This is a genomic window from Anaerosporobacter sp. (assembly GCF_965301125.1).
Window position 1 is genome coordinate 1 of record NZ_CBDLAM010000027.1, and the last position, 21,783, is coordinate 21,783.

General features: G+C 34.1%; 21 protein-coding genes and 2 pseudogenes. 19 read left to right on the forward strand and 4 right to left on the reverse strand.

Annotated features, from left to right (window positions below):
- Positions 1 to 921: 921 nt before the first annotated feature.
- The 3 genes and pseudogenes from ACW2QF_RS04740 to ACW2QF_RS04750 all read right to left on the reverse strand — a co-directional run.
- A pseudogene (locus tag ACW2QF_RS04740) lies at positions 922 to 1,340 on the reverse strand (transposase); the annotation flags it as partial.
- A 323-nt stretch (positions 1,341 to 1,663) separates the two neighbouring features.
- Entirely contained in the window at positions 1,664 to 2,407 is a 744-nt protein-coding gene (locus ACW2QF_RS04745) for a LytR/AlgR family response regulator transcription factor (protein ID WP_455714849.1), read from the reverse strand.
- 228 nt (positions 2,408 to 2,635) lie between these two features.
- Positions 2,636 to 3,049 carry a hypothetical protein gene (locus ACW2QF_RS04750; protein WP_455714850.1) on the reverse strand — a complete coding sequence of 138 codons (414 nt, stop codon included), beginning with the start codon at positions 3,047 to 3,049 and terminating at the stop codon, positions 2,636 to 2,638.
- A 113-nt stretch (positions 3,050 to 3,162) separates the two neighbouring features.
- On the opposite strand from ACW2QF_RS04750, the gene ACW2QF_RS04755 reads away from it, so the two are divergent.
- From ACW2QF_RS04755 to rsmI, 8 genes are all read left to right on the forward strand, one after another.
- On the forward strand, positions 3,163 to 3,483 hold the full coding sequence (locus ACW2QF_RS04755; protein WP_455714851.1) for a putative ABC transporter permease: 321 nt from the start codon (positions 3,163 to 3,165) through the stop codon (positions 3,481 to 3,483).
- Between the two features lie 148 nt (positions 3,484 to 3,631).
- Positions 3,632 to 5,062, forward strand: a complete 1,431-nt coding sequence (locus ACW2QF_RS04760) for an aminotransferase class I/II-fold pyridoxal phosphate-dependent enzyme (RefSeq protein WP_455714852.1) — start codon at positions 3,632 to 3,634, stop codon at positions 5,060 to 5,062.
- A 1-nt stretch (position 5,063) separates the two neighbouring features.
- Positions 5,064 to 5,660: a guanylate kinase gene (locus ACW2QF_RS04765; RefSeq protein WP_455714853.1), complete on the forward strand. Its 597-nt coding sequence runs from the start codon at positions 5,064 to 5,066 to the stop codon at positions 5,658 to 5,660.
- Positions 5,661 to 5,809: 149 nt separating this feature from the next.
- A complete protein-coding gene (locus ACW2QF_RS04770; RefSeq protein ID WP_455714854.1) occupies positions 5,810 to 6,250 on the forward strand; it encodes a YaaR family protein in 441 nt (146 codons plus the stop codon).
- 42 nt (positions 6,251 to 6,292) lie between these two features.
- Positions 6,293 to 7,279 carry a DNA polymerase III subunit delta' gene (holB, locus tag ACW2QF_RS04775; RefSeq protein ID WP_455714855.1) on the forward strand — a complete coding sequence of 329 codons (987 nt, stop codon included), beginning with the start codon at positions 6,293 to 6,295 and terminating at the stop codon, positions 7,277 to 7,279.
- Between the two features lie 11 nt (positions 7,280 to 7,290).
- The gene (locus tag ACW2QF_RS04780) at positions 7,291 to 8,196 is read left to right on the forward strand and encodes a PSP1 domain-containing protein (protein ID WP_455714856.1); all 906 of its coding nucleotides are present in this window, start codon (positions 7,291 to 7,293) and stop codon (positions 8,194 to 8,196) included.
- Complete coding sequence (locus ACW2QF_RS04785) at positions 8,189 to 8,929, forward strand: tRNA1(Val) (adenine(37)-N6)-methyltransferase (protein ID WP_455714876.1); 741 nt, start codon at positions 8,189 to 8,191, stop codon at positions 8,927 to 8,929. Before ACW2QF_RS04780 ends, ACW2QF_RS04785 begins: the two co-directional genes overlap by 8 nt.
- A 32-nt stretch (positions 8,930 to 8,961) precedes the next feature.
- Positions 8,962 to 9,798 carry a 16S rRNA (cytidine(1402)-2'-O)-methyltransferase gene (gene rsmI, locus ACW2QF_RS04790; protein ID WP_455714857.1) on the forward strand — a complete coding sequence of 279 codons (837 nt, stop codon included), beginning with the start codon at positions 8,962 to 8,964 and terminating at the stop codon, positions 9,796 to 9,798.
- 116 nt (positions 9,799 to 9,914) lie between these two features.
- Here rsmI and ACW2QF_RS04795 read toward each other — a convergent pair whose 3' ends face one another.
- A complete protein-coding gene (locus tag ACW2QF_RS04795) occupies positions 9,915 to 10,172 on the reverse strand; it encodes an AbrB/MazE/SpoVT family DNA-binding domain-containing protein (RefSeq protein WP_167957235.1) in 258 nt (85 codons plus the stop codon).
- A gap of 596 nt (positions 10,173 to 10,768) precedes the next feature.
- Between ACW2QF_RS04795 and ACW2QF_RS04800 the strand changes: the two genes are divergently transcribed.
- The 11 genes and pseudogenes from ACW2QF_RS04800 (at position 10,769) to ACW2QF_RS04850 (ending at position 21,744) form a co-directional block, all read left to right on the forward strand.
- On the forward strand, positions 10,769 to 11,110 hold the full coding sequence (locus tag ACW2QF_RS04800) for a hypothetical protein (protein ID WP_455714858.1): 342 nt from the start codon (positions 10,769 to 10,771) through the stop codon (positions 11,108 to 11,110).
- A 508-nt stretch (positions 11,111 to 11,618) separates the two neighbouring features.
- Complete coding sequence (locus ACW2QF_RS04805) at positions 11,619 to 12,620, forward strand: aromatic acid exporter family protein (protein ID WP_455714859.1); 1,002 nt, start codon at positions 11,619 to 11,621, stop codon at positions 12,618 to 12,620.
- Positions 12,621 to 12,765: 145 nt separating this feature from the next.
- Positions 12,766 to 13,038, forward strand: coding sequence for a DUF6870 family protein (locus tag ACW2QF_RS04810; RefSeq protein ID WP_455714860.1), 273 nt, complete (start codon positions 12,766 to 12,768; stop codon positions 13,036 to 13,038).
- A 1-nt stretch (position 13,039) separates the two neighbouring features.
- On the forward strand, positions 13,040 to 14,455 hold the full coding sequence (locus tag ACW2QF_RS04815) for a recombinase family protein (RefSeq protein WP_455714861.1): 1,416 nt from the start codon (positions 13,040 to 13,042) through the stop codon (positions 14,453 to 14,455).
- A complete protein-coding gene (locus ACW2QF_RS04820) occupies positions 14,439 to 15,413 on the forward strand; it encodes a recombinase family protein (RefSeq protein ID WP_455714862.1) in 975 nt (324 codons plus the stop codon). Before ACW2QF_RS04815 ends, ACW2QF_RS04820 begins: the two co-directional genes overlap by 17 nt.
- A gap of 20 nt (positions 15,414 to 15,433) precedes the next feature.
- The gene (locus ACW2QF_RS04825) at positions 15,434 to 16,780 is read left to right on the forward strand and encodes a recombinase family protein (protein WP_455714863.1); all 1,347 of its coding nucleotides are present in this window, start codon (positions 15,434 to 15,436) and stop codon (positions 16,778 to 16,780) included.
- Positions 16,781 to 16,790: 10 nt separating this feature from the next.
- Positions 16,791 to 17,045 (forward strand): annotated as a pseudogene (locus ACW2QF_RS04830) (nucleoside recognition protein); the annotation flags it as partial.
- Entirely contained in the window at positions 17,042 to 17,572 is a 531-nt protein-coding gene (locus ACW2QF_RS04835) for a spore maturation protein (RefSeq protein ID WP_455714864.1), read from the forward strand. The pseudogene ACW2QF_RS04830 and the gene ACW2QF_RS04835, both read left to right, overlap by 4 nt.
- Before the next feature lie 344 nt (positions 17,573 to 17,916).
- Positions 17,917 to 18,351: an RrF2 family transcriptional regulator gene (locus ACW2QF_RS04840; RefSeq protein ID WP_455714865.1), complete on the forward strand. Its 435-nt coding sequence runs from the start codon at positions 17,917 to 17,919 to the stop codon at positions 18,349 to 18,351.
- 50 nt (positions 18,352 to 18,401) lie between these two features.
- The gene (locus ACW2QF_RS04845) at positions 18,402 to 20,039 is read left to right on the forward strand and encodes an ASKHA domain-containing protein (protein WP_455714866.1); all 1,638 of its coding nucleotides are present in this window, start codon (positions 18,402 to 18,404) and stop codon (positions 20,037 to 20,039) included.
- Between the two features lie 193 nt (positions 20,040 to 20,232).
- Positions 20,233 to 21,744 (forward strand): aryl-sulfate sulfotransferase, encoded by a 1,512-nt coding sequence (locus ACW2QF_RS04850; protein WP_455714867.1) that lies wholly within the window; start codon positions 20,233 to 20,235, stop codon positions 21,742 to 21,744.
- Positions 21,745 to 21,783: the final 39 nt, after the last annotated feature.

Sequence of the window (21,783 nt, forward strand, 5' to 3'; positions counted from 1 at the left end):
AATATGACAATATTGTTTACAATGGTTCATTTTCATTTAAGGGACCTTATTAATAATGATTTTATGAAGTTTTAGGAATGGTTATATTTGATCCTGATAAGACGGCTTCAGAAAGCAACCAATTTAATGGTCAATATAGTTTGAGATTTACATTACAAGTAAAATAATACTTTTGATATTTACAGTCATTATTAATTTTAAAAAACCGATTGCCTTTGTGAGTTTTAGATGAACTTCTGCAAATTTCTTTATATACACCAATAAAAAACCAAAACTTGGTGGTTAGGAGCTGTTCTTGGAGTTTTTGTTAAACTTCTCGTTCAGTTCCTGAACGATGGAAACTATTTATCTAAAGTTATTATATAATAAAATTAGTTGTTTTTCCTTCCATATTCACGTTTAATATATTTTTTAATCACATTTTCTACGTTTAGTAATCCGATCCTGTCTTTTTTTTCTTTCTTAAATACAAACTTTCCGGAATGCCATTTTTTACCATAATTGTGTTATTGCAGATATAAATTTGTTATATTTATTCAATTTCTTCCATGCAAATCAGAAACTAGATCATATGCAGCGACTGCATTATCCAATAAAGTTTATATAATGCGTAATTTCAACCGACTCCATGAAGCTAAGATCAACTTTCCTATTTCCAAGTCAGATATAATATTATGAAAACTTACTATTTTCCTTTTGTTATTTAGTAATACATTTAGTATGGAATTATTAGTAGATTGCACTAAAGTAAGAGGTAGAGAGTGTAAATGATTTTGTGTAAACATCTTGGATTGAAGTAAAATACTCAAAGTGGTTTAAGAAGTTACAATAAAATATCAGTTGCCTGTATTTTGGCACAAACCAAGTAGCCTGTCAATATCTCGAATTGCCAGGCTACTGTTTTTATGTACAATTTATAATTTATTCTATGTCAGATGGAGATATACGATCAGAAAAGTATATACATATTTGATCTAGGGTTTGCCCCCAATCCCAGCTCTTTCCCGTCCATTTCTTGGTTATATCTATCATAGCTAGATAAAGCAGCTTAAACAAAGAATCATCAGTTGGAAATATTGTTCTGCTTTTAGTAACCTTGCGTAGCTGTCGGTTAAAATTTTCGATAGAATTAGTAGTGTAGATGAATTTCCGAATATCTGATGATGGTTATCTTGTCGAACATGGAAATGGATAGCATCCATAAAAACTATGGCATATTTCCTCTCTAAAGGCCTGTTTTGCCATTCTTTAGCCATTGGGAGAATACGGTCTGTCATATGAGATATCATCTCAGCAGAAGCCTCAACACCATAAACGGATTTCAGATGGTCAGAAATATCAGTCTGATTCTAGCATTCCCTGTAAGGTATCGCTAAGTAAATCCTTTAACATTTCTTGCACGTCATGCGCATCCTCCGGGTGATAATTCTCGATTAAACTGTTGACGAACGCTTTGCGTTCTGGGGAAAGTTTTTTTGTCTTGCCATAAAATATCCTTCTAGATTAATATTTATTTTAACACCAATCCAAGAGGATATATATCACTTATTAGGTTTACACAAAATTTTTTACAGTCTTAAGAGGTAATTGAAATACTATGACAAAAATTAATTTAACAAGAAACAACCGTACCAAACAAAAATACTAAATAATTATTTTTCTCCTATATATTATTCTGTATAAATTTATTTAATTTTTTTCTAAATTCTGATGATTTTTTCTGGGAAACAGGGATTTTTTCATTATTTTCCAAAACTACTTCATATCCTCTAATCCTTTTAACGCGCCCTAAATTTACTATAAAACATTGATGACAGAGTTGAAAATTATAAATCTGCATCTTATCTGCTAGATTTTTCATTTTATCAGTGAAGTAGTATTCTTCATTCTCCAGCTTTATTTTTACTTTTCTGTTCAGATATACAAAATAAAAGATATCATTCACCTCAAATGTCTTAAACTTGTTTTCTATCTTGCCCTCCTCTGTTATCCCAATAATTTTAAATTTTATTATTTCTCGATTGCTATTTTCTTCCTGAAAATAACGCATAATTTCTACAAATTGTTGTATGGCTTTCTCTTTTGTTATAGGCTTTGATAAATATGCAAATGCATGGACACTGTTTACTGCCTGTTCACAATATTGCAAATAACTTGTTGTATAAATTATTTTAACATTTTTATTTCTTTCACGTATCTTTTTTCCTGCTTCAATACCGTTCATGCCAGCCATGACAATCTCAAAAAATATTAAATCAAATTTTTCCTGAGATGCCAACAATTCCTCTGTGGATTTAGTTATCTTTATTTTATAGTTTTTTAATTTCATTTCCATATAATTTCTAATGATTTTTTCTATATTTTTTATATCTTTGTCATTATCATCACATATAGCAATTGTAATCATTTATGCCCTCCTTGTATATGGTATATGATTACATTTTATTACTGATTTTACAAAAAATCAATTACATAATTACTATAATTTGTATCTAAATTAAAATGGCTTGAATGAAAAGTTTGAATGAATGAAAACCTAAATACAACTTAGTTGATTGATTTGCAACACTTGATTCACTTCATTAGGGTTTACGAGTTATGAAAAAAGAGAAATAACACTATTATAGAAGCCTGTTTACATGTGTGCAAACATGGTAAGTGGGAGCTTCAAAGATACATTATTCGATTGGATTTCTTTCAACTTGAGTAACTTATGTAGCTTGTTATTTAAAAGATGCTCAGGCAGCCTGAATGGAGTGCAACCGTTCAAACTGTCTCTATCTTCACTGTTGGTGTGATTCATAAGTATAGTATCATTTGCTTGGTCATAAGGATCCAGGCTTTGTCCCTTAGGAATAACATAACGAATGTATTCATGGTTCTTTTCAAGCATGCCTTTTTGCCAGGAAGCGTTAGGATTGCAGTATAATACTTTGGTAGGAATTTCGCCATTTTCAGCACATTCCATGCGTGTCGGAAATAGAAATTCTGCCCCATTGTCAGTGAGAATGATAGAAAATAAGACTGTTTGAAAGGTGTTTTTAATCATATTCTTTTTTGTTAGACATATAATTTTCCTCCTTCAATGGAGGAATCCACTAACAAATATAACTAAATCATAATTCGTGTAAGACTTAAATCTTTATACACGAATTTATATCCATGATGATTGCAGGAGGAATTTGCTTTATATTAATTGGCTTATTAAATGAAAATTCTCAAGATCGAATGTCATTTATTAGCCAAATGGTGGTTTCGTCTGTTATAATATCAGGAGTTGAATTTTTAACAGGTGTAATCGTTAATCTATGGTTAGGGTTAAATGTCTGGGATTATTCCAACAAACCATATAACGTATTAGGTCAAATCTGTTTGTTATACGTGTCTATATGGTTTTTCTTATCTCCCCTGGATATCATAGCAGACGATTATCTACGCTATTGGCTTATATGTGAACGAAGGTCTAAATATCGTTTTTGGTGAATGATGAATAAGCAAGAATATTTAATCTTCATAAACTTACGTGTACTTGTGTTCTAGAAATTAGAAAAGCAAAACTCTCAGTAATCTAGATTTGCTTCAATAATGAAAATACACAAGTATATGGCTGAACCATGAAAGGAGCCTTACCTTGGAGTATTTATATGATAAATTAATAAAATACAGAGAAGAAGATGTCTATCCTATGCATATGCCAGGGCATAAGCGTAATCTTGACTTAATGGATATGGTGAATCCTTACGCTATTGATATTACCGAAATCGATGGATTTGATAATCTTCATGATGCAGAAGATATTTTGCTTGCTAATATGAAGGAAGCTGCGGGGATATATCATGCAGATCACACCCATTATTTGATAAATGGAAGTACCAGTGGAATACTTGTATCCATTGCAGCTTGTACGAAGAAAGGAGATACTGTTCTTGTGGCGAGAAATTGCCACAAGGCAGTTTATCATGCCATTTTCTTAAATGAGTTAGTTCCAATCTATCTGTATCCAGAAGTAGATGAAGAATATGGTATTCATAAAGAAATTACGCCTAATCAAGTTAAGAAAGAACTAGAGCGAAACCCTGAAATCAAGATGGTTTTAATTACCTCTCCAACCTATGAAGGAATCGTTTCTGATATTAGAGAGATTGCAAAAGTAGTCCATTCGTATAACATACCACTTGTTGTAGATGAAGCACATGGAGCGCATCTTGGATTTAGCAAAGATTTTCCTGAGAATTCTGTAACATGTGGGGCAGATTTAGTTATCCATAGTGTCCATAAAACACTACCAGCATTTACACAGACAGCACTATTACATAGTAATGGTAGTTTAGTAGACTATGATAAAGTTAAGATGTATCTTCAGATTTATCAGACAAGCAGCCCTTCGTATGTGCTTATGACAGGAATAAGCAATTGTCTACGTATGGTTAAAGAACAAGGTGTAAGGCTATTCGATGAGTATCATAAAAATCTAGTAGAATTTTATGAAGCATGTAATAAACTTAGGAATCTAGAAGTATATCAACCTTTAAAGCTGAAAGAAGATAATCTCCCGTTTGCGTTTGATCCATCTAAGATCTTAATATTTACACATCATAGTTCCATAAATGGTAACGAACTATATGATACGTTATTAAAGTGTTATAAGATTCAATGTGAAATGGTGTCAAAGAATTATGTATTAGCTATGACTAGTATAGCGGATACGAAAGAAGGATTTAAACGATTGATTGAGGCACTTTTTGATATCGATAATCGCATAGCTAGACAGAAACAACAACAACTGAATTCCTTGTTTTATGTTACTAATTTAAGGCTTGTCTTAACTCCTTATGAAGCTTATAATCGTAAGAAAGAAGGTTTAATGTTAGACGCAAGCATGGGGAAGATAGCGGGCGAATATGTTTACTTATATCCACCGGGAATTCCACTCGTAGTACCAGGTGAAGAAATTACAATAGAGGTTATTAATAAAATTAAAGAGTATAAACAGGCAGGATTGCATATAAAGGGTATGATAGATCATAGTAGTGAGACGATTCTTGTAGTAGGAGAAGAATAAAATGGGTAAAATATATGTAGTAATTGGAAAAAGTGCTTCTGGAAAAGATACAATTTTTAAGTATTTGCAGGAAGATGGGACACTTCAGATGAAAACCGTAGTAGGATATACCACTAGGCCAATTCGTGATGGAGAGCAAGATGGAATTGAATACTTCTTCGTAAGTGATAAAATCTTTGAACAATTAATGAGCGATGGAAAGATTATTGAATCTCGTACTTATCATACAATTCATGGACCTTGGAATTACTTTACCGTTAATGATGGACAAATAGATTTGGAAAAATCGGATTATCTGTTTATTAATACCCTTGAGGCGTATAATCAGATTAGGAAATATTTTGGAGAAGATAAAGTTGTACCGCTTTATATAGAAGTAGAAGACGGTGAACGTTTGAGTAGAGCTATAAAGCGTGAAAAGAAACAGTCAGAACCAAAGTATGCTGAGTTATGCAGAAGATTTCTAGCAGATAGTGAAGATTTTTCAGAAGAGAAGATTAGAGAGAGCGGAATAGAACGAAGATTTTATAATGATGATATGAAAGAATGTATCGAAGAAATCATCCAGTTTATTCATAATGACCAAAAAGCAAAGTAAAACTTTAGTGCAATAATGTAAAGATATATGGTATAATGTAACTGATGAAAGTAGCGAAGCTACTTTTAGGGCTTGAACGGAGTGAAAGACCGTAGCTCCGAAGGAGCCATCAGCTAACAAGTCAAGGATTATGTCAGGAGGGAAAAGAAGTGGACATTAAAGTAAATCAAATGCAAACTGTAAATCAGGTAGAGACAAGAAACCAGATTACTGAAAATGATGGTTCATTCAAATTTACTTTGATTAGTAATATAGAAGAACAAGATTTACAGTCTCGTCTACACTTCATGATGAAAGAAATTATTCAACATGGTAATAAATTGGCTAAACACATGGACATTCGTGACATGAGAATGTATCGTCAATTAATTAAAGAATTTATGAACGAGATCGTTAATCGATCACATAAATTTAGTCGTGAAAATTTCCTTGACAAAAGAGGTAGACATCGTGTCTATGGTATGGTTAAACTTGTCGACAAGACATTAGATGAATTAGCAACAGAGTTAATTAAGGATGAGAAGGATCATATAAGCATCCTTACCAAGATAGATGAGATAAAAGGCTTATTACTAGATATATTGGCTTAATAAATTATTTACTAAATTGTTTGGCGGATTGGAGTAGGGATGATGTACGATTTTGGTAGTATAGTTGGACATGAACAGATAATTGAACATTTACAAAGTGCAATTAAGATGGGTAAAGTTTCACATGCATATATCATTAATGGTGAGAAAGGCATGGGGAAAAAGACGATTGCCTATACATTTGCTAAGACATTACAATGTGGGGAACATGAAACGAATTCATGTAATACGTGTAAGTCTTGTTTACAGATAGAGTCAGGCAATCATCCGGATGTGATATCCGTGACACATGAGAAAATAAGTATCGGTGTTGACGATATTCGTGTACAAGTGAATGGGGATATTGCAATTAAACCTTATAGTGGTCCATATAAAATATACATCATTGATGATGCAGATAAGATGACCGAGCAGGCCCAGAATGCTCTTCTTAAAACAATAGAGGAACCTCCGGCCTATGCGATTATCATTTTGCTCACAACTAATAGTAGTAAACTACTACCAACAATTCTATCGCGTTGTGTAATGTTGAACTTAAAGCCAGTATCTTCAGATGCAATTAAAGAGTATTTGATGAGGGAATACAATATTCCAGATTACATGGCTGGAATGAGTGCAACATTTTCACAAGGTATCTTAGGCAGAGCAATTCGTTATGCATCTTCCGAGGAATTTATACAGTCAAAAGAAGAAGTACTTCATCTATTAAAATATATCGATGATATGGAATTATACGAGATTATGGATGCGATTAAGAGTTTATCGACACATAAGATTGAGATTAATGATTATCTAGATTTGATGATACTATGGTACAGAGATATACTTATGTTCAAGGTAACCAAGAATCCAAATCTCTTATTGTTTAAAGAGGAATATAAGTTTATATCAGAACAGGCAAGCAAGAAAGACTATGAAGGTATAGAGAATATAATTAATGCTATGAATAAAGCGAAGATTCGTTTGAATGCAAATGTAAACTTTGATACCGTTATGGAACTTATGCTGCTTACACTAAAAGAGAATTAAAGGAGAGGCATATGATAGTGATAGGAGTCCGCTTTAGAAAAGCGGGGAAAATATATTTCTTTGATCCAGCAGGACTCGCAATTGAACAAGGCAATAAAGTAATTGTCGAGACAGCCAGAGGCGTAGAATATGGATCTGTTGTAATTGGCCCACGTGATGTTGAAGAAAGTAAAATCATTCAACCATTAAAAGCGGTAATACGAATTGCAACGCCTGAAGATGATGAGATAGAACGTAAGAATAGACAGAAAGAAAAAGATGCCTTTGGAATTTGTCTAGAGAAGATAAAGAAACATGGTTTAGAGATGAAGTTGATTGATTCAGAGTATACCTTTGATAATAATAAAGTATTATTCTACTTCACTGCAGATGGAAGAATCGACTTCAGAGAATTAGTTAAGGATTTAGCGAGTGTATTTAAAACAAGAATCGAATTACGTCAAATCGGAGTTAGAGATGAAACTAAAATAGTTGGCGGAATCGGTATCTGTGGAAGACCACTTTGTTGTAGTACATTTTTATCTGAATTTGCTCCTGTTTCTATTAAGATGGCAAAAGAACAAAATCTTTCCTTGAATCCGACTAAGATTTCTGGCGTATGTGGAAGATTAATGTGTTGTCTTAAGAATGAAGAGGAAGCATATGAAGAAGCCAACAGTAAGCTACCAAATATAGGAGATATGGTTACGACAAATGATGGTCTAAAGGGAGAAGTACAAAGCGTTAACGTGTTAAAACAAATTGTACGTGTAATTGTTACCCTTGAGAACGATGAAAAAGAAGCAAGAGATTACAAGGTAGATGATCTTAAGTTCAAACCTCGTAAGAAGAAAGAAAAGATTGCGATTGATGATGAATTACGAGCATTAGAAATGCTTGAGAAAAAGGAAGGAAAATCCCTTTTAGATGATGAATAAGGAACAGTTACTACCAGATGAACGAATCGATGATTTACATCGTAATGGATATCGAATTATTCAAAATCCAAATAAATTTTGCTTTGGAATGGATGCCGTTTTGTTATCTGGTTTTGCAAAAGTAAAACAGAATGAGACATGCCTTGATCTTGGTACAGGTACAGGCATAATTCCAATATTATTAGAAGCTAAGACTCCAGGCAAACAATTTGTAGGCCTGGAGATACAAGAAGAGAGTGCTTCCATGGCAAGAAGAAGTGTTCTCCTTAATAAGCAAGAAGAAAAAGTTCAGATTGTAACTGGTGATATCAAGGAAGCATCTTCAACTTTTGGAGCTGCTTCCTTTGATGTGGTTACGTCAAATCCACCGTATATGACTAACCAGCACGGGTTACAGAATCCAGATATGCCAAAAGCCATTGCTAGACATGAAGTATTATGTACGTTAGAAGACGTTGTAAGAGAAGCGGCAAAAGTTCTGAAACAGAATGGAAGATTCTACATGGTGCATAGACCATTTCGTTTGGTTGAAATAATATCTTGTATGACAAAATATAAACTAGAACCAAAACGAATGAAATTCGTATATCCTTATGTAGATAAGGAACCTAATATGGTATTGATAGAAGCAATTAAAGGTGCGAAATCCATGGTGAAAGTAGAAGCACCATTAATTGTTTATAAAGAACCAAATGTGTATACAGATGAAATTTACGATATATATGGGTATTAAGGAGAGCTTATGAAAGGAGAACGTGTATAAATATGTCAGGAACATTATATTTGTGTGCTACTCCAATTGGTAATTTGGAGGATATTACATTCCGTGTAATTCGTACGTTAAAAGAAGTAGATTTGATTGCAGCAGAAGATACGAGGCATAGTATTAAATTGTTGAATCATTTTGAGATAAAGACTCCCATGACCAGTTATCATGAATTCAATAAGATAGAAAAAGCCAGATATCTAGTAAAGCAATTACTAGAAGGCGTGAATATAGCGGTAATAACCGATGCGGGGACTCCAGGTATCTCTGATCCAGGTGAAGAATTAGTACGTCAAGCCCATGAGGCAGGAATTACAGTTACTTCACTACCAGGACCAGCGGCGTGTATAACGGCATTGACGATGTCAGGATTATCAACAAGAAGATTTGCGTTCGAAGCATTCCTACCTTCCGATAAAAAGGAAAAGCAAGTCATATTAGATGAGCTGAAAAAAGAAACGAGAACTACGATTCTTTATGAAGCACCGCATCGCCTACTACGCACTCTTAGAGAATTACTAGATACACTAGGCAACCGAAGAATAACAATATGTAGAGAGTTAACTAAAAAACACGAGACTACTTTCTTAACAACATTAGAAGATGCTATCGCACATTACGAGGTTCAGGAACCAAAAGGGGAATGTGTAATTGTAATAGAAGGCATTAGTCATGAGCAAATTGCCGAAGAAAAACAAAAAGAATGGCAAGAAATGTCCATAGAAGAGCATATGGAATTCTATCTACAACAAGGAAAAGATAAAAAAGAATCAATGAAATTAGTTGCTAAAGACCGCGGTGTTTCAAAGCGAGATATATACCAGCAATTGATATAAAAAAAGACCCGATACAATTGGGAGAAAGTATCGGATCTTTTTACCCCTTGGATAATTCAACTTCGTTCCATTTTCCAATTATAAGCTTGGGAGTAGCTTATTTAATATATAGGGTATTATTCAATGATTCCTGCTAATTTAGCAAGTTGAGTAATTGATTCTTTAGAAACTTTCTTTCCACAGAAGTCAAATAACTCGTTTTTGTCGCCAGTGAAGATATCAGTTGGCTCATATTTTTGAAGAATGATTCTGTCTTCTTCAACGAAGATTTCTAGAGGATCTCTTTCGCTCACTCCTAGTGTTCTTCTTAATTCGATTGGAAGTGTGATACGACCAAGTTCGTCAAGTTTTCTTACTATTCCCGTACTTTTCATAATTTAATCGCTCCTTTGCTTTTTTTCTTTGACAATAGAAAATATGTGGCTCTACTGTATGTTACAACAACTATGTCTGTTTTGTTGTTAAAGTAATTAGTACCCCGAATTATGTAATATTTTTCTGATTCATGGAAAAATATATAGGATACTAATATAAAATAACACACCACCTAGATAATGTCAATTCATATTATTATCAAATTATAGCATATATTTAATATGTAAATTTCTAGTTAAAAAATTTTTAAGATTTTAAGCAGATGCTGATTTATACAATTAAAGTAAATAACTAGAAAGATGGCCAAATGTCAAGCGGTTACATTCGAGATTTTAGTAAAATAAAGTAATTATATGCTTTTTAATAGTTGCCTGAATTGAGGAGAAATTTTCAAACAATTATTTAATGATTTAATAAAAATTTTATTTTTACATGAAAAATATGCTATGGAATAAAAAATAGAACGTTATAATATATATATGGTAAACAATATACATATATAGTTTGTTCTTTAAGAGCGAAATCAAACTTGGCAGTTGAATGGCTACCCGGTATTTTTTGTTGAATTATGGAACAATTAGAAGAAGGAGGGTACTTGTTAAACTATATTTGGGGATTTTTGATTATAGTTGGAATTATTGTAGGTGTTTTAACAGGAAATATAGCGAATGTAAGTGAAGCTGCATTAAATTCCACAAAAGAAGCAGTTACGCTCTGCATAACGATGCTTGGTATCATGGCACTTTGGACTGGAATTATGCAGATAGCTAGAGCGACAGGATTAATTGCTTCACTCACCAAAGGAATACGCCCGATTATACGACTTTTATTTCCTGATTTGCCAAGGGATCACGTTGCCAATGAGTATATCGCTTCTAATATGATAGCTAATATATTAGGACTCGGTTGGGCAGCAACACCAATGGGGGCTTGTTAAGTTATAATGACTAAAATTTAGTTGGTTGAGGTACTTGTGTGTTTTAGGTGGTGGAGGCAAAACTCTTTATATATTTTCAGTGCTTCTTAGCTTACGTACTATGACACAAAACACGCTACACACCTAAGTACTTCTATGTGTGTACAGGGTAGGCTATCTATAAGATACGGAAACGCCTTCGATTCGGCATCCTGCCTCAGCTCAGGCTTGCTCGGCTTCCATGCCTCGCATTCCTAGGTTTACTATGTACACACTAAGAAGTACTATAGGTGTTTCGCTATTGTTTTTTAGTCATAGTACGTAAGCTAAGAAGCAATGTTACTTTATTAAGAGTTTTGCTTTTTTACTTTATTGAGACACAAGTACGGGGACTAGAGTGATTCAGTAATTGAGGTAAATAATCAAAATTTATACATTATGGTTTAAAGGTGTGAGAAAATATGGTATGTTATATTTAGAATGAGTGGTGAAAGATATTTTAGAGGTTTATAGAAAGAGCGGTAGATATATGAATAGAATTAGAAATTTAGACTATTTTAAATTAATTAAATTTGGGGTAGGAGCTTTATTAGCTTCTGCTATTGCAACTTTTTTGAATGTCCAATATAGTTTGGCGGCGGGTATAATTGCGTTATTGACTATTCAGGATACTAAAAAGGAAACAGTTATTATTGCGACCAAAAGAGTTGTTATATTTTTTATAATGACCACCTTATCGGCTATTATAATGCCTTTAGTTGGATATAACTTGATTTCGTTGGGAATTATTATGTTCCCTTATTTGTTTTTCTGTCTTGTTTTAAATATGAAAGAGGCTATAGCACCTATAGCGGTGTTATGTACACATTATATTACGTCAAAGAGTTGTTCTGTGGAGATGATAATTAATGAATTTTTAATTCTAGTTATTGGTGCTGGTACAGGAATTATCTTGAATCTATTTATGGTTAATACAAAAAAACAGATACGCGATATACAAAAAGAGATTGATGAAACTATCTCTGGTATTATTAAAAGAATGTCCATTAATATTCTGATGGAGGACAAAAGTAAGTACACGGGAAGTTGCTTTGAAGAGTTGGAAGCATTATTGGAGAGAATGAGAAAAGAATCTTTAAACTATATGAATAATCATTTTTATGGTACAAATGATTACTATTATAAATATATGCAGTTAAGACTGGTACAAGGTCTATTATTGAAGAGAATATTTATAGATATTAAGAGATTGGAATATACAACAGCACAAGCAAAAAGATTATCGGAGTTCCTATATAAAATATGTGAAGAATTTGATGAAGTGAATGACGCAATTTGTTTACTTCGTGAATTAAACAAATTATCTGAATTTTATAAAAGTGAAAAGTTACCTGAGACGAGAATGGAATTTGAGAATAGAGCGGTACTTTATCACATACTGGAAGATCTAAGAGAATTTATAGAAGCTAAGAAAAAATTTTCAGAAAGTTTGACTTTGTCAGAGAGAGAAGAATATTGGTGTAAAGGATAAAGATTATAAAGTCTTTGTATTATAGATATAGTTATCTATGATACAAAGGCTTTTTTGTTCCCTCATTGTTATTGGGACGTGCATAAATTCTAGCTATAATTAATAGATTGGAAGAAAAACAAGTCTTTTAGTCAGGAGGAAGTTGATGTTATTACCTGAAGAATGGGAAAAGATGAGCCAAGTTGATGTGGCCACCGTTAATCCAGATGATTTAGTAGATATTAGGGAGGTTCAGATTGATAATAGTCTTACTGATGAAGAGAAGATTATGGATTACATAGAGAAAATAAAGAACCCATACGTATTCAAATACGGAAAATATATAATAAAGCTTGAATTCAATAATGAATCTGGAGTTACATTAGAGGAAGTGCTTGAGGAATTAGTTAGAAAAGTAGCAGAAGGGATGTCTTTTTAGAATGGATTTGTCACAAAAACAACCTTATTATGCAGCGATATATCTTCGTTTATCCAAAGAGGATCATGAATTAACTGGATATAATGAGAAGAAGGAAAGCAATAGCATTACCAATCAGAAGTTATTAATCAATGAATTTCTTAAAACAATGTCAGAAGTAGTCATTTATGATTATTATATTGATGATGGTTATAGTGGGACTAATTTTGATCGACCAGATTTCAAGAGAATGAGAGAAGATATTTATGATGGAAAAGTGAATATGTTTATTGTAAAAGATCTTTCTAGATTTGGTAGGGAATATATTGATACAGGAAAATATATTCAAAAGATTTTCCCGAGGCTAGGCGTAAGGTTTATCTCTGTAATCGATCATTATGATTCTGCTGTAGCAACTGTCAACGATAGGCATTTATTAGTGCCAGTTAAGAATTTTGTGAATGATAATTATTGCAGGGATATTTCTCAAAGGGTGAGAACACACCAAGAGGCAATGAGAAAGAATGGTTTATATATTGGTGCTTATGTTGCGTATGGATATAAGAAAGATCCTAATGATAAGAATAAGATAATTGTAGATAACTATGCTGCAGATATTGTTAAGAAGATATTCAGCTGGCGACTTGGCGGGATGAATGTATATTCCATTGTGAATAAGCTAAATGAACTCGGAGTTGCATCGCCCATGGTGTATAAGAGAATGCAAGGAATTAATTATAAAACTGGTTTCTGTGAAAGTTATCAATCGTTATGGTGTGATAGTACCGTGTATGGAATACTAAAAAACAGGGTTTATATTGGAGTATTAGAGCAGGGGAAAAGAAGTCGAATCAGTTACAAGGTAAAGAAAACAGTGGGTAAACCGGAAGAAGAGTGGGTGGTGCTTGAAGAAAATCATGAGGCCATTATTTCAAAAAGTGATTTTATGAAAGTGGAGCAATTGGCAAAGAGAGATACAAAACGCGCAATAGATGAAAAGTCGGTTTATCTATACTCAGGAATGATGTTTTGTAGTGAATGCAAGAAACAGATGACAAGAAGGTGTACCAAATATAAAGGAAAGCAGTATCTATCCTATATTTGTTCAACCTATAATAAGCAACAAGGATGCACCAGACATAGTATCAAGGAAGAGGAAATCACGGGAATTATATGGGAAGTGATACGCCAACATATTAAATTAGTCGGCCATATCAACAAAGTGTTTGATAATGTAATGCTTGCAGAGAATAAAAGAAAATCACCGGTTTTGTTAGGAGAAACAAGCAGTGTGGACAATCCGATAGAGCTTAATAGGACAGCTATCATTAGTCTAATAGATAAGATCTGTTGTAGTGAAGAGAAGCAAATAATTCTTAAATTCAGGTATCAGGATGTATTGATTCTAGAGGGGGATATATATGGCACGACCTTCTAATAGAGGAACAGAGAAAACGAGCAATCAGAACACAAAAAATAGTTATAGTACAGCTACATATATAAGGTTGTCCTATGAAAGTTATTACACAGATAGCGAATCCATAGAAAATCAGAAATTATTATTAAGAGATTATTTGAAACAACATAGGGAGATGGTTTTGTGCGAGGAATTCATTGATGATGGGAAAACTGGCACGGATTTTGAGCGGCCTGCTTTTGAAAGAATGATGAAAGCAGTTAGAGAGGGAGCAATTAATTGTATTGTAGTGAAGGATTTATCCCGATTTGGTAGAAATCATGTGGAAGTTGGGGATTACCTTGAAAGAATATTTCCTTTGCTGGGGATAAGATTTATCTCTGTTAATGATGGTTATGATAGTTTTGCTAAAACTTGTGACAAGGAGCAGCTATTGTTGTCTGTTAAGAATCTCATGCATGAGATGTACGCAAGAGATGTATCCAAGAAAATATGTAGCTCAATAAAGATAAAACAAAAGACCAGGAAATTTTATCGATCTGCAATTATCCCCTATGGATATAAAATGGGATTAACAGAATATGAGATTGATGAGCAAACAGCAGCTGTGGTAAGAAGGATATTTCAGATATTTGTATCTGGTGAGTCGATGTACCAGATATGTTCGACCCTAAATAGAGAAGGGATCGCTTCTCCAAGAGAATATAGTAAAAATAAATTACTATATACCAAATCAAATGAAGATGCCTGTTGGTTTACCTCAACTGTTCAGAGAATTTTGAAAAATGAAATATATGTGGGAACCATGGTTCGCCACAAAACAGAACAAGAGCTTTATAACGATAAGAAAACAGAAGCTGTGGAGGAAGAGGATTGGATAAGGGTGGAGAATACACACCCTGCGATAATTGATAAGATAATCTTTGAGAAAGTACGAAGAAAGTTAAACAAAGGGTCTACTAAAAGGGGGAAGCAATAACGGGTACATTAGCTATTTATTTGAGGTTGTCTAAAGAGGATACGAATATCAGGAGTGAACGAACCGATGAAAGTAACAGTATTCGTACACAGAGATTACTATTACATAACTATATCAGCGAAAGCCTGGATTTAAGAGGATCTCCGGTTATAGAGTATGTGGATGATGGATATAGTGGGAAGAACTTTGAGAGACCTGAGATAAAGAGGTTACTGAATGATGCTCGTAAGAATAAAATTCAGTGTATTTTGGTGAAGGATTTTTCTAGATTTGGAAGGGATTATGTTGAGGTTGGCAATTACGTAGAAAAGGTATTTCCGTTTATGGGAATTCGATTTATTGCAGTGAACAACCATTTTGATAGTATTACTATGAAAGCGGGAGAGGTTCCGGATATAGATTTTTCTTTCCAGAACCTAATCTATGATTATTATAGTGTGGAGAATTCAATCAAGACAAAGAAAGTACAAGAAAAAAGAAGGCAAGAAGGTAAATACATGGCAGTCTACGCGCCATATGGCTACCGCAAAGATCCACAGGACAAAAATCATCTTATCATTGATGAAGAGGCTGCCATACAGGTAAGAAATATATTTGCATGGTATGTGCAAGGTAAGACAAAAGCAGATATTGCAAGGACCTTAGCTGCAATGGGAGTTCTAACACCAGCGGAATATATGACAGCAAAAGGGAGTGAGTATACTTGGAAATACAAGGAGTCACAAGGTAAATGGTGTGGGGCTATTGTAGGAAGAATTTTAAGAAATAGAATATATACAGGAACTCTTATTAGTGGGAAAACAGAGGCAGTAGAAATTGGTGGTAGGCGGGTAAGGTATAAGAATAAAGACGAGTGGTGTATTATTGAGAATACACATCAACCGATTATATCAAAGGTGTTATTTGCAGAGGTGCAAAAAACAAAGAAAATAACGTCAAAAACGAAAGAGGATAGCAAAAGAGGAAGTAACGATTTCAACTTAAAAGGCTATTTACGATGCGGAGGTTGCAAACACAAACTAACAAGGAGGGATAGACAAAAAGGGTCATTCTATTGTCGATACTATTATGAACTTCATAATGAAACATGTATCAAGGGTAGTATTTATGAAGATGAAATAATAGAAATTGTGTTAGAGATAATCAGGATGCAAATACTTCTAGGGAGCACTACGGAGTATCTAACTAATCTAGAACAACAATTAAAGCAGCTAGAAAAGAAGCGACTAAGATATAATGATAATACAAATAATTCAAGAAATCTGCATAAGGAGCAGGCATTGGTAAAGGCTTTGCTTGAAACCATCGAGATATATCCAGATAATAGATTGGTTATTCCTGTTAAGTATAAGTATTTTGGTCACTAACACGTAACAAGCGGGACTAATGGCTATGAAAGAATTGGCTAAACTAAACGATAATAAGGACCGAGCTAGTTGTGATATGTGTACTTTTTTAATCATTAACATATCATCGCTACAGTTAATTCCAGTTAATATTATTGCATATCGAAGTCAATATGGTTCTGTTAGACCAACAGAGATATTAGGAGTAGCAATTGTGGCAACTTTGTTTTCGACGATTGTTGGGGTAATATTCTCAATCGTTGCAAGAAAGAGAGGTAACAGATGACATTTCTCTTATATCTATCAGATTATATGATACCGTTTGTTATTTTCTATGTAGTTGGGTATGGTATTCTCACTAAAACATCAGTCTTTGATGAATTTGTAAATGGTGCAAAAGATGGATTTAAAGTAGTAGTGGATATATTACCGACACTAATTGGGTTGATGGTTGGGATAGGAATTATGCGTGCTTCAGGCGCATTTGATATGTTATCTAATCTTTTGAAACCTCTTATGGCATTATTAAGGTTTCCAGCAGAGTTAGTTCCGTTAGTGATCGTTAAGATGTTTTCATCTTCAGCAGCAACAAGTTTGGTAATTGATATCTTCAAGCAGTATGGTCCGGACTCCTATTTTGGAACACTTACATCTATATTAATGAGTTGTACAGAGACGATTTTCTATACAATGGCAGTCTATTTTATGGCAGCTAAAGTTAAGAAAACGAGATATACATTAGCTGGTGCCTTAGTGGCAACCTTATCAGGGGTAGTAATAAGTACGATCCTTGCTAATTTAATGTGTAAGTGACGAAATAATGAGGATCTGCAACATAAAAAAACACTCTCAAGAAAGTGGGTTCCTATGGCGAATGTGGAATGTACGTCATATCAATTTCTTGGGGGTGTTTTTTTATGGTGTGTGTGGCTATTTATCTTTTATTGCAGGGATCTGTATTTGACTCATCTCTCCGTCAAGTTTTACATCAAATATATAGATAGGCTGATAAAATCCTTTTGTATCTAAACTATAAGACTAGCCATTAATCATAAGGATTCTTAAGAATATTCGCATTGATTTGTAAACACATTACGTGTAAAATATATGTAATTACATATCCATATTGGAAAACAAGGGAATTAGGAGGAATATTTGTGAAGATATCAACCAAAGGAAGATATGCGTTAAGACTTATGCTTGATTTAGCACTTAACAATACTGGTGAACCAGTTAGGATTAAAGACATAGCTATGAGACAGGAAATCTCTGATAAGTATTTGGAACAAATTATCTCGGTACTTAACAAAGCTGGTTATGTAAGGAGTTTAAGAGGGCCACAAGGTGGCTATAGATTGTCAAAAGATCCAAAAGAATATTCAGTGGGTATGATTTTACGATTAACAGAAGGTAGTCTGGCACCAGTAGCGTGTTTAGAAGACGAAGAAAATCAATGTTTAAGACAAGATGAGTGTGCAACTTTGATATTATGGGAGAAGTTATACGATGCGATTAAAGGTGTGGTTGACCAATATACATTAGCTGATTTAGTAGATTGGCAAATGGAGAGAGCAGATCATTATATTATCTAATATAATGGATAGATGACAAGTTAAAAAGGAGGACAAGATAGAGGAAATATATGATAATACAAATTGATGGTTCAGATAAGAAAATTGACGTAAGAGAAGGCGAAAACCTTCTTAATATATTAAGAAATGAAGATTCTGATGTTCCAGCAATATGTGGAGGACGTGGGACTTGTGGAAAATGTAAAGTGCAAGTGCTTTCGGGTGAGGTTGCACCGATAACTTCTGAAGAAATGAAGCGTCTTACTTCATCAGAAATAGAGAATGGAATACGATTCGCTTGTAGACTTTCTATATTAGGTGACATGAAAATACGTTTGTTACATAAAACGGAGGAATCGGATCGAAAGAGTAAGTTAATGAAGCTTCCACAATGGAGTTTTGAGACGATTAATGAGTATATACATAAACAATTGGAAGATGGATTTGGAGTAGCTTTCGATATGGGAACCACTACGGTTGTTGGACTTTTGTGGGATTTAAGAACAACTGAATTAATTCATGTTATAGCCAAAACTAACCCACAAAGGGTAGTTGGAGCGGATGTAATCTCAAGAATTCAGTACAGTATGAAATCAGAGGAAAGTAAAAATCATATCCATGAATTGATTATTGAATGTCTGAATCAGATGCTACAAGAATTTACTAAAGTAGTAAAGGATAAGTCATTATTAAAACGAGTATGCATAGTAGGAAATACAGCTATGAGTCAAATTGCACAGAATAAAGATGTTAGTCAACTTGTAAAGCCACCTTTCCCACAGGGAATATTTGCTCTACAACAGTATAGTGGTAATAATTCTGGACTTGAAATACCTGATGATACTAGTGTGATATTTCTTCCTGGAATAGGTGGACATGTTGGTTCGGATATTACAGCAATGATTGTTGGCACAAACATTAGAAATTATAAGGGTATAACTTTAGCAATAGATATTGGAACAAATGGTGAAATTGTACTTGCTAGAGATGGAGAATTGGTATCTTGTTCAACTGCAGCTGGTCCAGCTTTTGAAGGAGCGAGTATTCGTTGTGGTATGCGTGCCGCTAAAGGAGCGATAGAAGGAGTTATCATTAACGATTCAGGCGTTGAGTTACAGGTTATTCAAGAGGTGGAAGCGGAAGGGATTTGTGGATCAGGCTTAATAGATGCTATTGCAGCAATGCTAGACATTGGTGTTGTAGATGAAACTGGAAGAATTCTAGAACTGACAGAGGCTGTTGCGGCAGGGGTATCTAAAGTTATTGCCACAAGATTGCAAAAGACTTCGGAAGGAATGCAATTTGTACTTCAATATCGATATGCAAAGGACCCAATTGTAATTACTCAAAAGGATATACGCGAAGTTCAGCTTGCAAAAGGTGCGATTTCTGCGGGTATGCAAATACTGATGAAAGAGATGGGAATTACGAAAGATTCCCTTGATCGTATCTTCCTTGCGGGTGCATTTGGTTCTTATCTTAAGATTTCCAGTGCAAGAAGAATTGGTTTATTGCCTAATGTTGCATTAGATAGAATTCATTCAGTTGGTAATGCAGCTGGTGTAGGAGCTAGTATGGCTGTACTTGCGAAACCATATCAAGAGGAATGTCAAGTAATTGCAGAAACAACAAGACAGGTTGAACTATCTATGCATGATTCTTTCCAAGAAGAATTTGTTCAATGTATGAATTTTGAAAAAGTCTATTGACATTATATGTAAAGTAGGTTATTATACTAAAAACATAGTTACCTTATATGAAAAGTATGATAATAGACTGACTGGAAGACCAGAGGTATTAAATAGCATAGAGTTATGCTGTTTAAAGCCTCTTTTTTTAGTAAATAAAGAGTGAGGTGAAGTAGGAATAAAAAAATAAAAAAATTAATAGGAGGAAAAGAATATGGGGCATCCAACAATATATCCAACAGGGGTTACTTATTATAACAAAGATAAGACCTTTAACGGTTATACAATTTATCCGTCAGCTAAGGGAGCATTACTGATTGATATGAATGGGAATGAAGTTCAGTTATGGGCAGGACTTGGAGGTTTTCCAAACAAGATATTACCTGGAGGATATGTATTCGGAACCACAGGTGCTAGAGAATCCAAATATGGTTTTCAGGATCAAAATGACTTGGTGCAGGTAGACTGGGAAGGAAATGTTGTTTGGAAATTTGACAAGACGGAATTAATCACAGATCCAGGAACTGAGCCAAAGTATATAGCCAGACAGCACCATGATTATCAACGGGAAGGTTCATCAACTGGGTACTATTCCCCGTATGAAGAACCGTACACGGATCATGGTAATACATTGATTTTGACTCATGAAAATATTTATAATCATGAAATCTCGGATAAAAGATTAATCGATGATAAGATTATTGAAGTAACCTGGGAAGGCGAAATCATATGGAGGTGGAAAGCAAATGAGCACTTTCATGAACTAGGGTTTGATGAGGACGCAAAGAATGTATTGTTCAGAGATCCAGGATCACGGGGAGATCTAGGCGGTGACTGGATGCACATAAATAGTATTTCCGTATTAGGGCCGAATAAATGGTATGAATCAGGTGATGAGCGTTTCCATCCAGACAATATTATCTTTGATGCTAGAAATTCAAACATTCTAGCCATTATAAATAAACAAACAGGTGAGATCGTTTGGCGTATAGGACCTGATTTCAATGAGAATGAGGCTACTAAGAAATTAGGATGGATAATTGGTCAGCATCATTTACATATGATACCAAAAGGACTTCCGGGAGAGGGAGATTTATTAGTTTTTGATAATGGAGGAGCAGGTGGATATGGAGCACCAAATCCTACATCTACGTATGGTATAGATAATGCAAAGAGGGATTACTCCAGAGTATTGCAGTTCAATCCAATTACATTAGAGATTACTTGGCAGTACACGCCATTAGAAGCGGGCTCAATATTGTTTACAGACGGCTCTAAGTTCTATAGTTCATATATTAGTTCTGCACAAAGGCTTCCTAACGGAAACACTTTAATTACAGAAGGCTCTGATGGTAGAGTATTTGAGGTAACACCAGATCATGAGATTGTTTGGGAATTTATTAATCCACATTACAGATCTTTTTTTGGTAAGGTACAAAATAATATGGTTTACCGTGCTTACCGTGTTCCATACGAATGGATTCCTCAATTAGAAAAACCACTAGAAACTTCTATTGAGAAGATAGATGTATCAACATTCCGTGTTCCAGGTGCATCTATAGGGGAAGGTACTGGTAAGGTGACAACCATTGAAGGAGTTGATCCTAATAAAAAAGTTACTACAGGTACAGGGGATGATAAAGATGAACCGGTTAATTTCTGTACAGTTACAATAACGAAGGATTCCATTGTGAAGGAATATGAAAATATAGAGAAAAGTAGTTGACAAATATTGAATTTGTGCTACAACTATATTATACTATTC

Coding starts and splice junctions, on each gene's coding strand:
- ACW2QF_RS04745 (WP_455714849.1), bottom strand. CDS start 2,407: ATGATTACAATTGCTATATGTGATGATAATGACAAAGATATAAAAAAT.
- ACW2QF_RS04750 (WP_455714850.1), bottom strand. CDS start 3,049: ATGATTAAAAACACCTTTCAAACAGTCTTATTTTCTATCATTCTCACT.
- ACW2QF_RS04755 (WP_455714851.1), top strand. CDS start 3,163: ATGATGATTGCAGGAGGAATTTGCTTTATATTAATTGGCTTATTAAAT.
- ACW2QF_RS04765 (WP_455714853.1), top strand. CDS start 5,064: ATGGGTAAAATATATGTAGTAATTGGAAAAAGTGCTTCTGGAAAAGAT.
- holB (WP_455714855.1), top strand. CDS start 6,293: ATGTACGATTTTGGTAGTATAGTTGGACATGAACAGATAATTGAACAT.
- ACW2QF_RS04780 (WP_455714856.1), top strand. CDS start 7,291: ATGATAGTGATAGGAGTCCGCTTTAGAAAAGCGGGGAAAATATATTTC.
- ACW2QF_RS04785 (WP_455714876.1), top strand. CDS start 8,189: ATGAATAAGGAACAGTTACTACCAGATGAACGAATCGATGATTTACAT.
- rsmI (WP_455714857.1), top strand. CDS start 8,962: ATGTCAGGAACATTATATTTGTGTGCTACTCCAATTGGTAATTTGGAG.
- ACW2QF_RS04795 (WP_167957235.1), bottom strand. CDS start 10,172: ATGAAAAGTACGGGAATAGTAAGAAAACTTGACGAACTTGGTCGTATC.
- ACW2QF_RS04805 (WP_455714859.1), top strand. CDS start 11,619: ATGAATAGAATTAGAAATTTAGACTATTTTAAATTAATTAAATTTGGG.
- ACW2QF_RS04810 (WP_455714860.1), top strand. CDS start 12,766: ATGTTATTACCTGAAGAATGGGAAAAGATGAGCCAAGTTGATGTGGCC.
- ACW2QF_RS04815 (WP_455714861.1), top strand. CDS start 13,040: ATGGATTTGTCACAAAAACAACCTTATTATGCAGCGATATATCTTCGT.
- ACW2QF_RS04820 (WP_455714862.1), top strand. CDS start 14,439: ATGGCACGACCTTCTAATAGAGGAACAGAGAAAACGAGCAATCAGAAC.
- ACW2QF_RS04835 (WP_455714864.1), top strand. CDS start 17,042: ATGACATTTCTCTTATATCTATCAGATTATATGATACCGTTTGTTATT.
- ACW2QF_RS04845 (WP_455714866.1), top strand. CDS start 18,402: ATGATAATACAAATTGATGGTTCAGATAAGAAAATTGACGTAAGAGAA.
- ACW2QF_RS04850 (WP_455714867.1), top strand. CDS start 20,233: ATGGGGCATCCAACAATATATCCAACAGGGGTTACTTATTATAACAAA.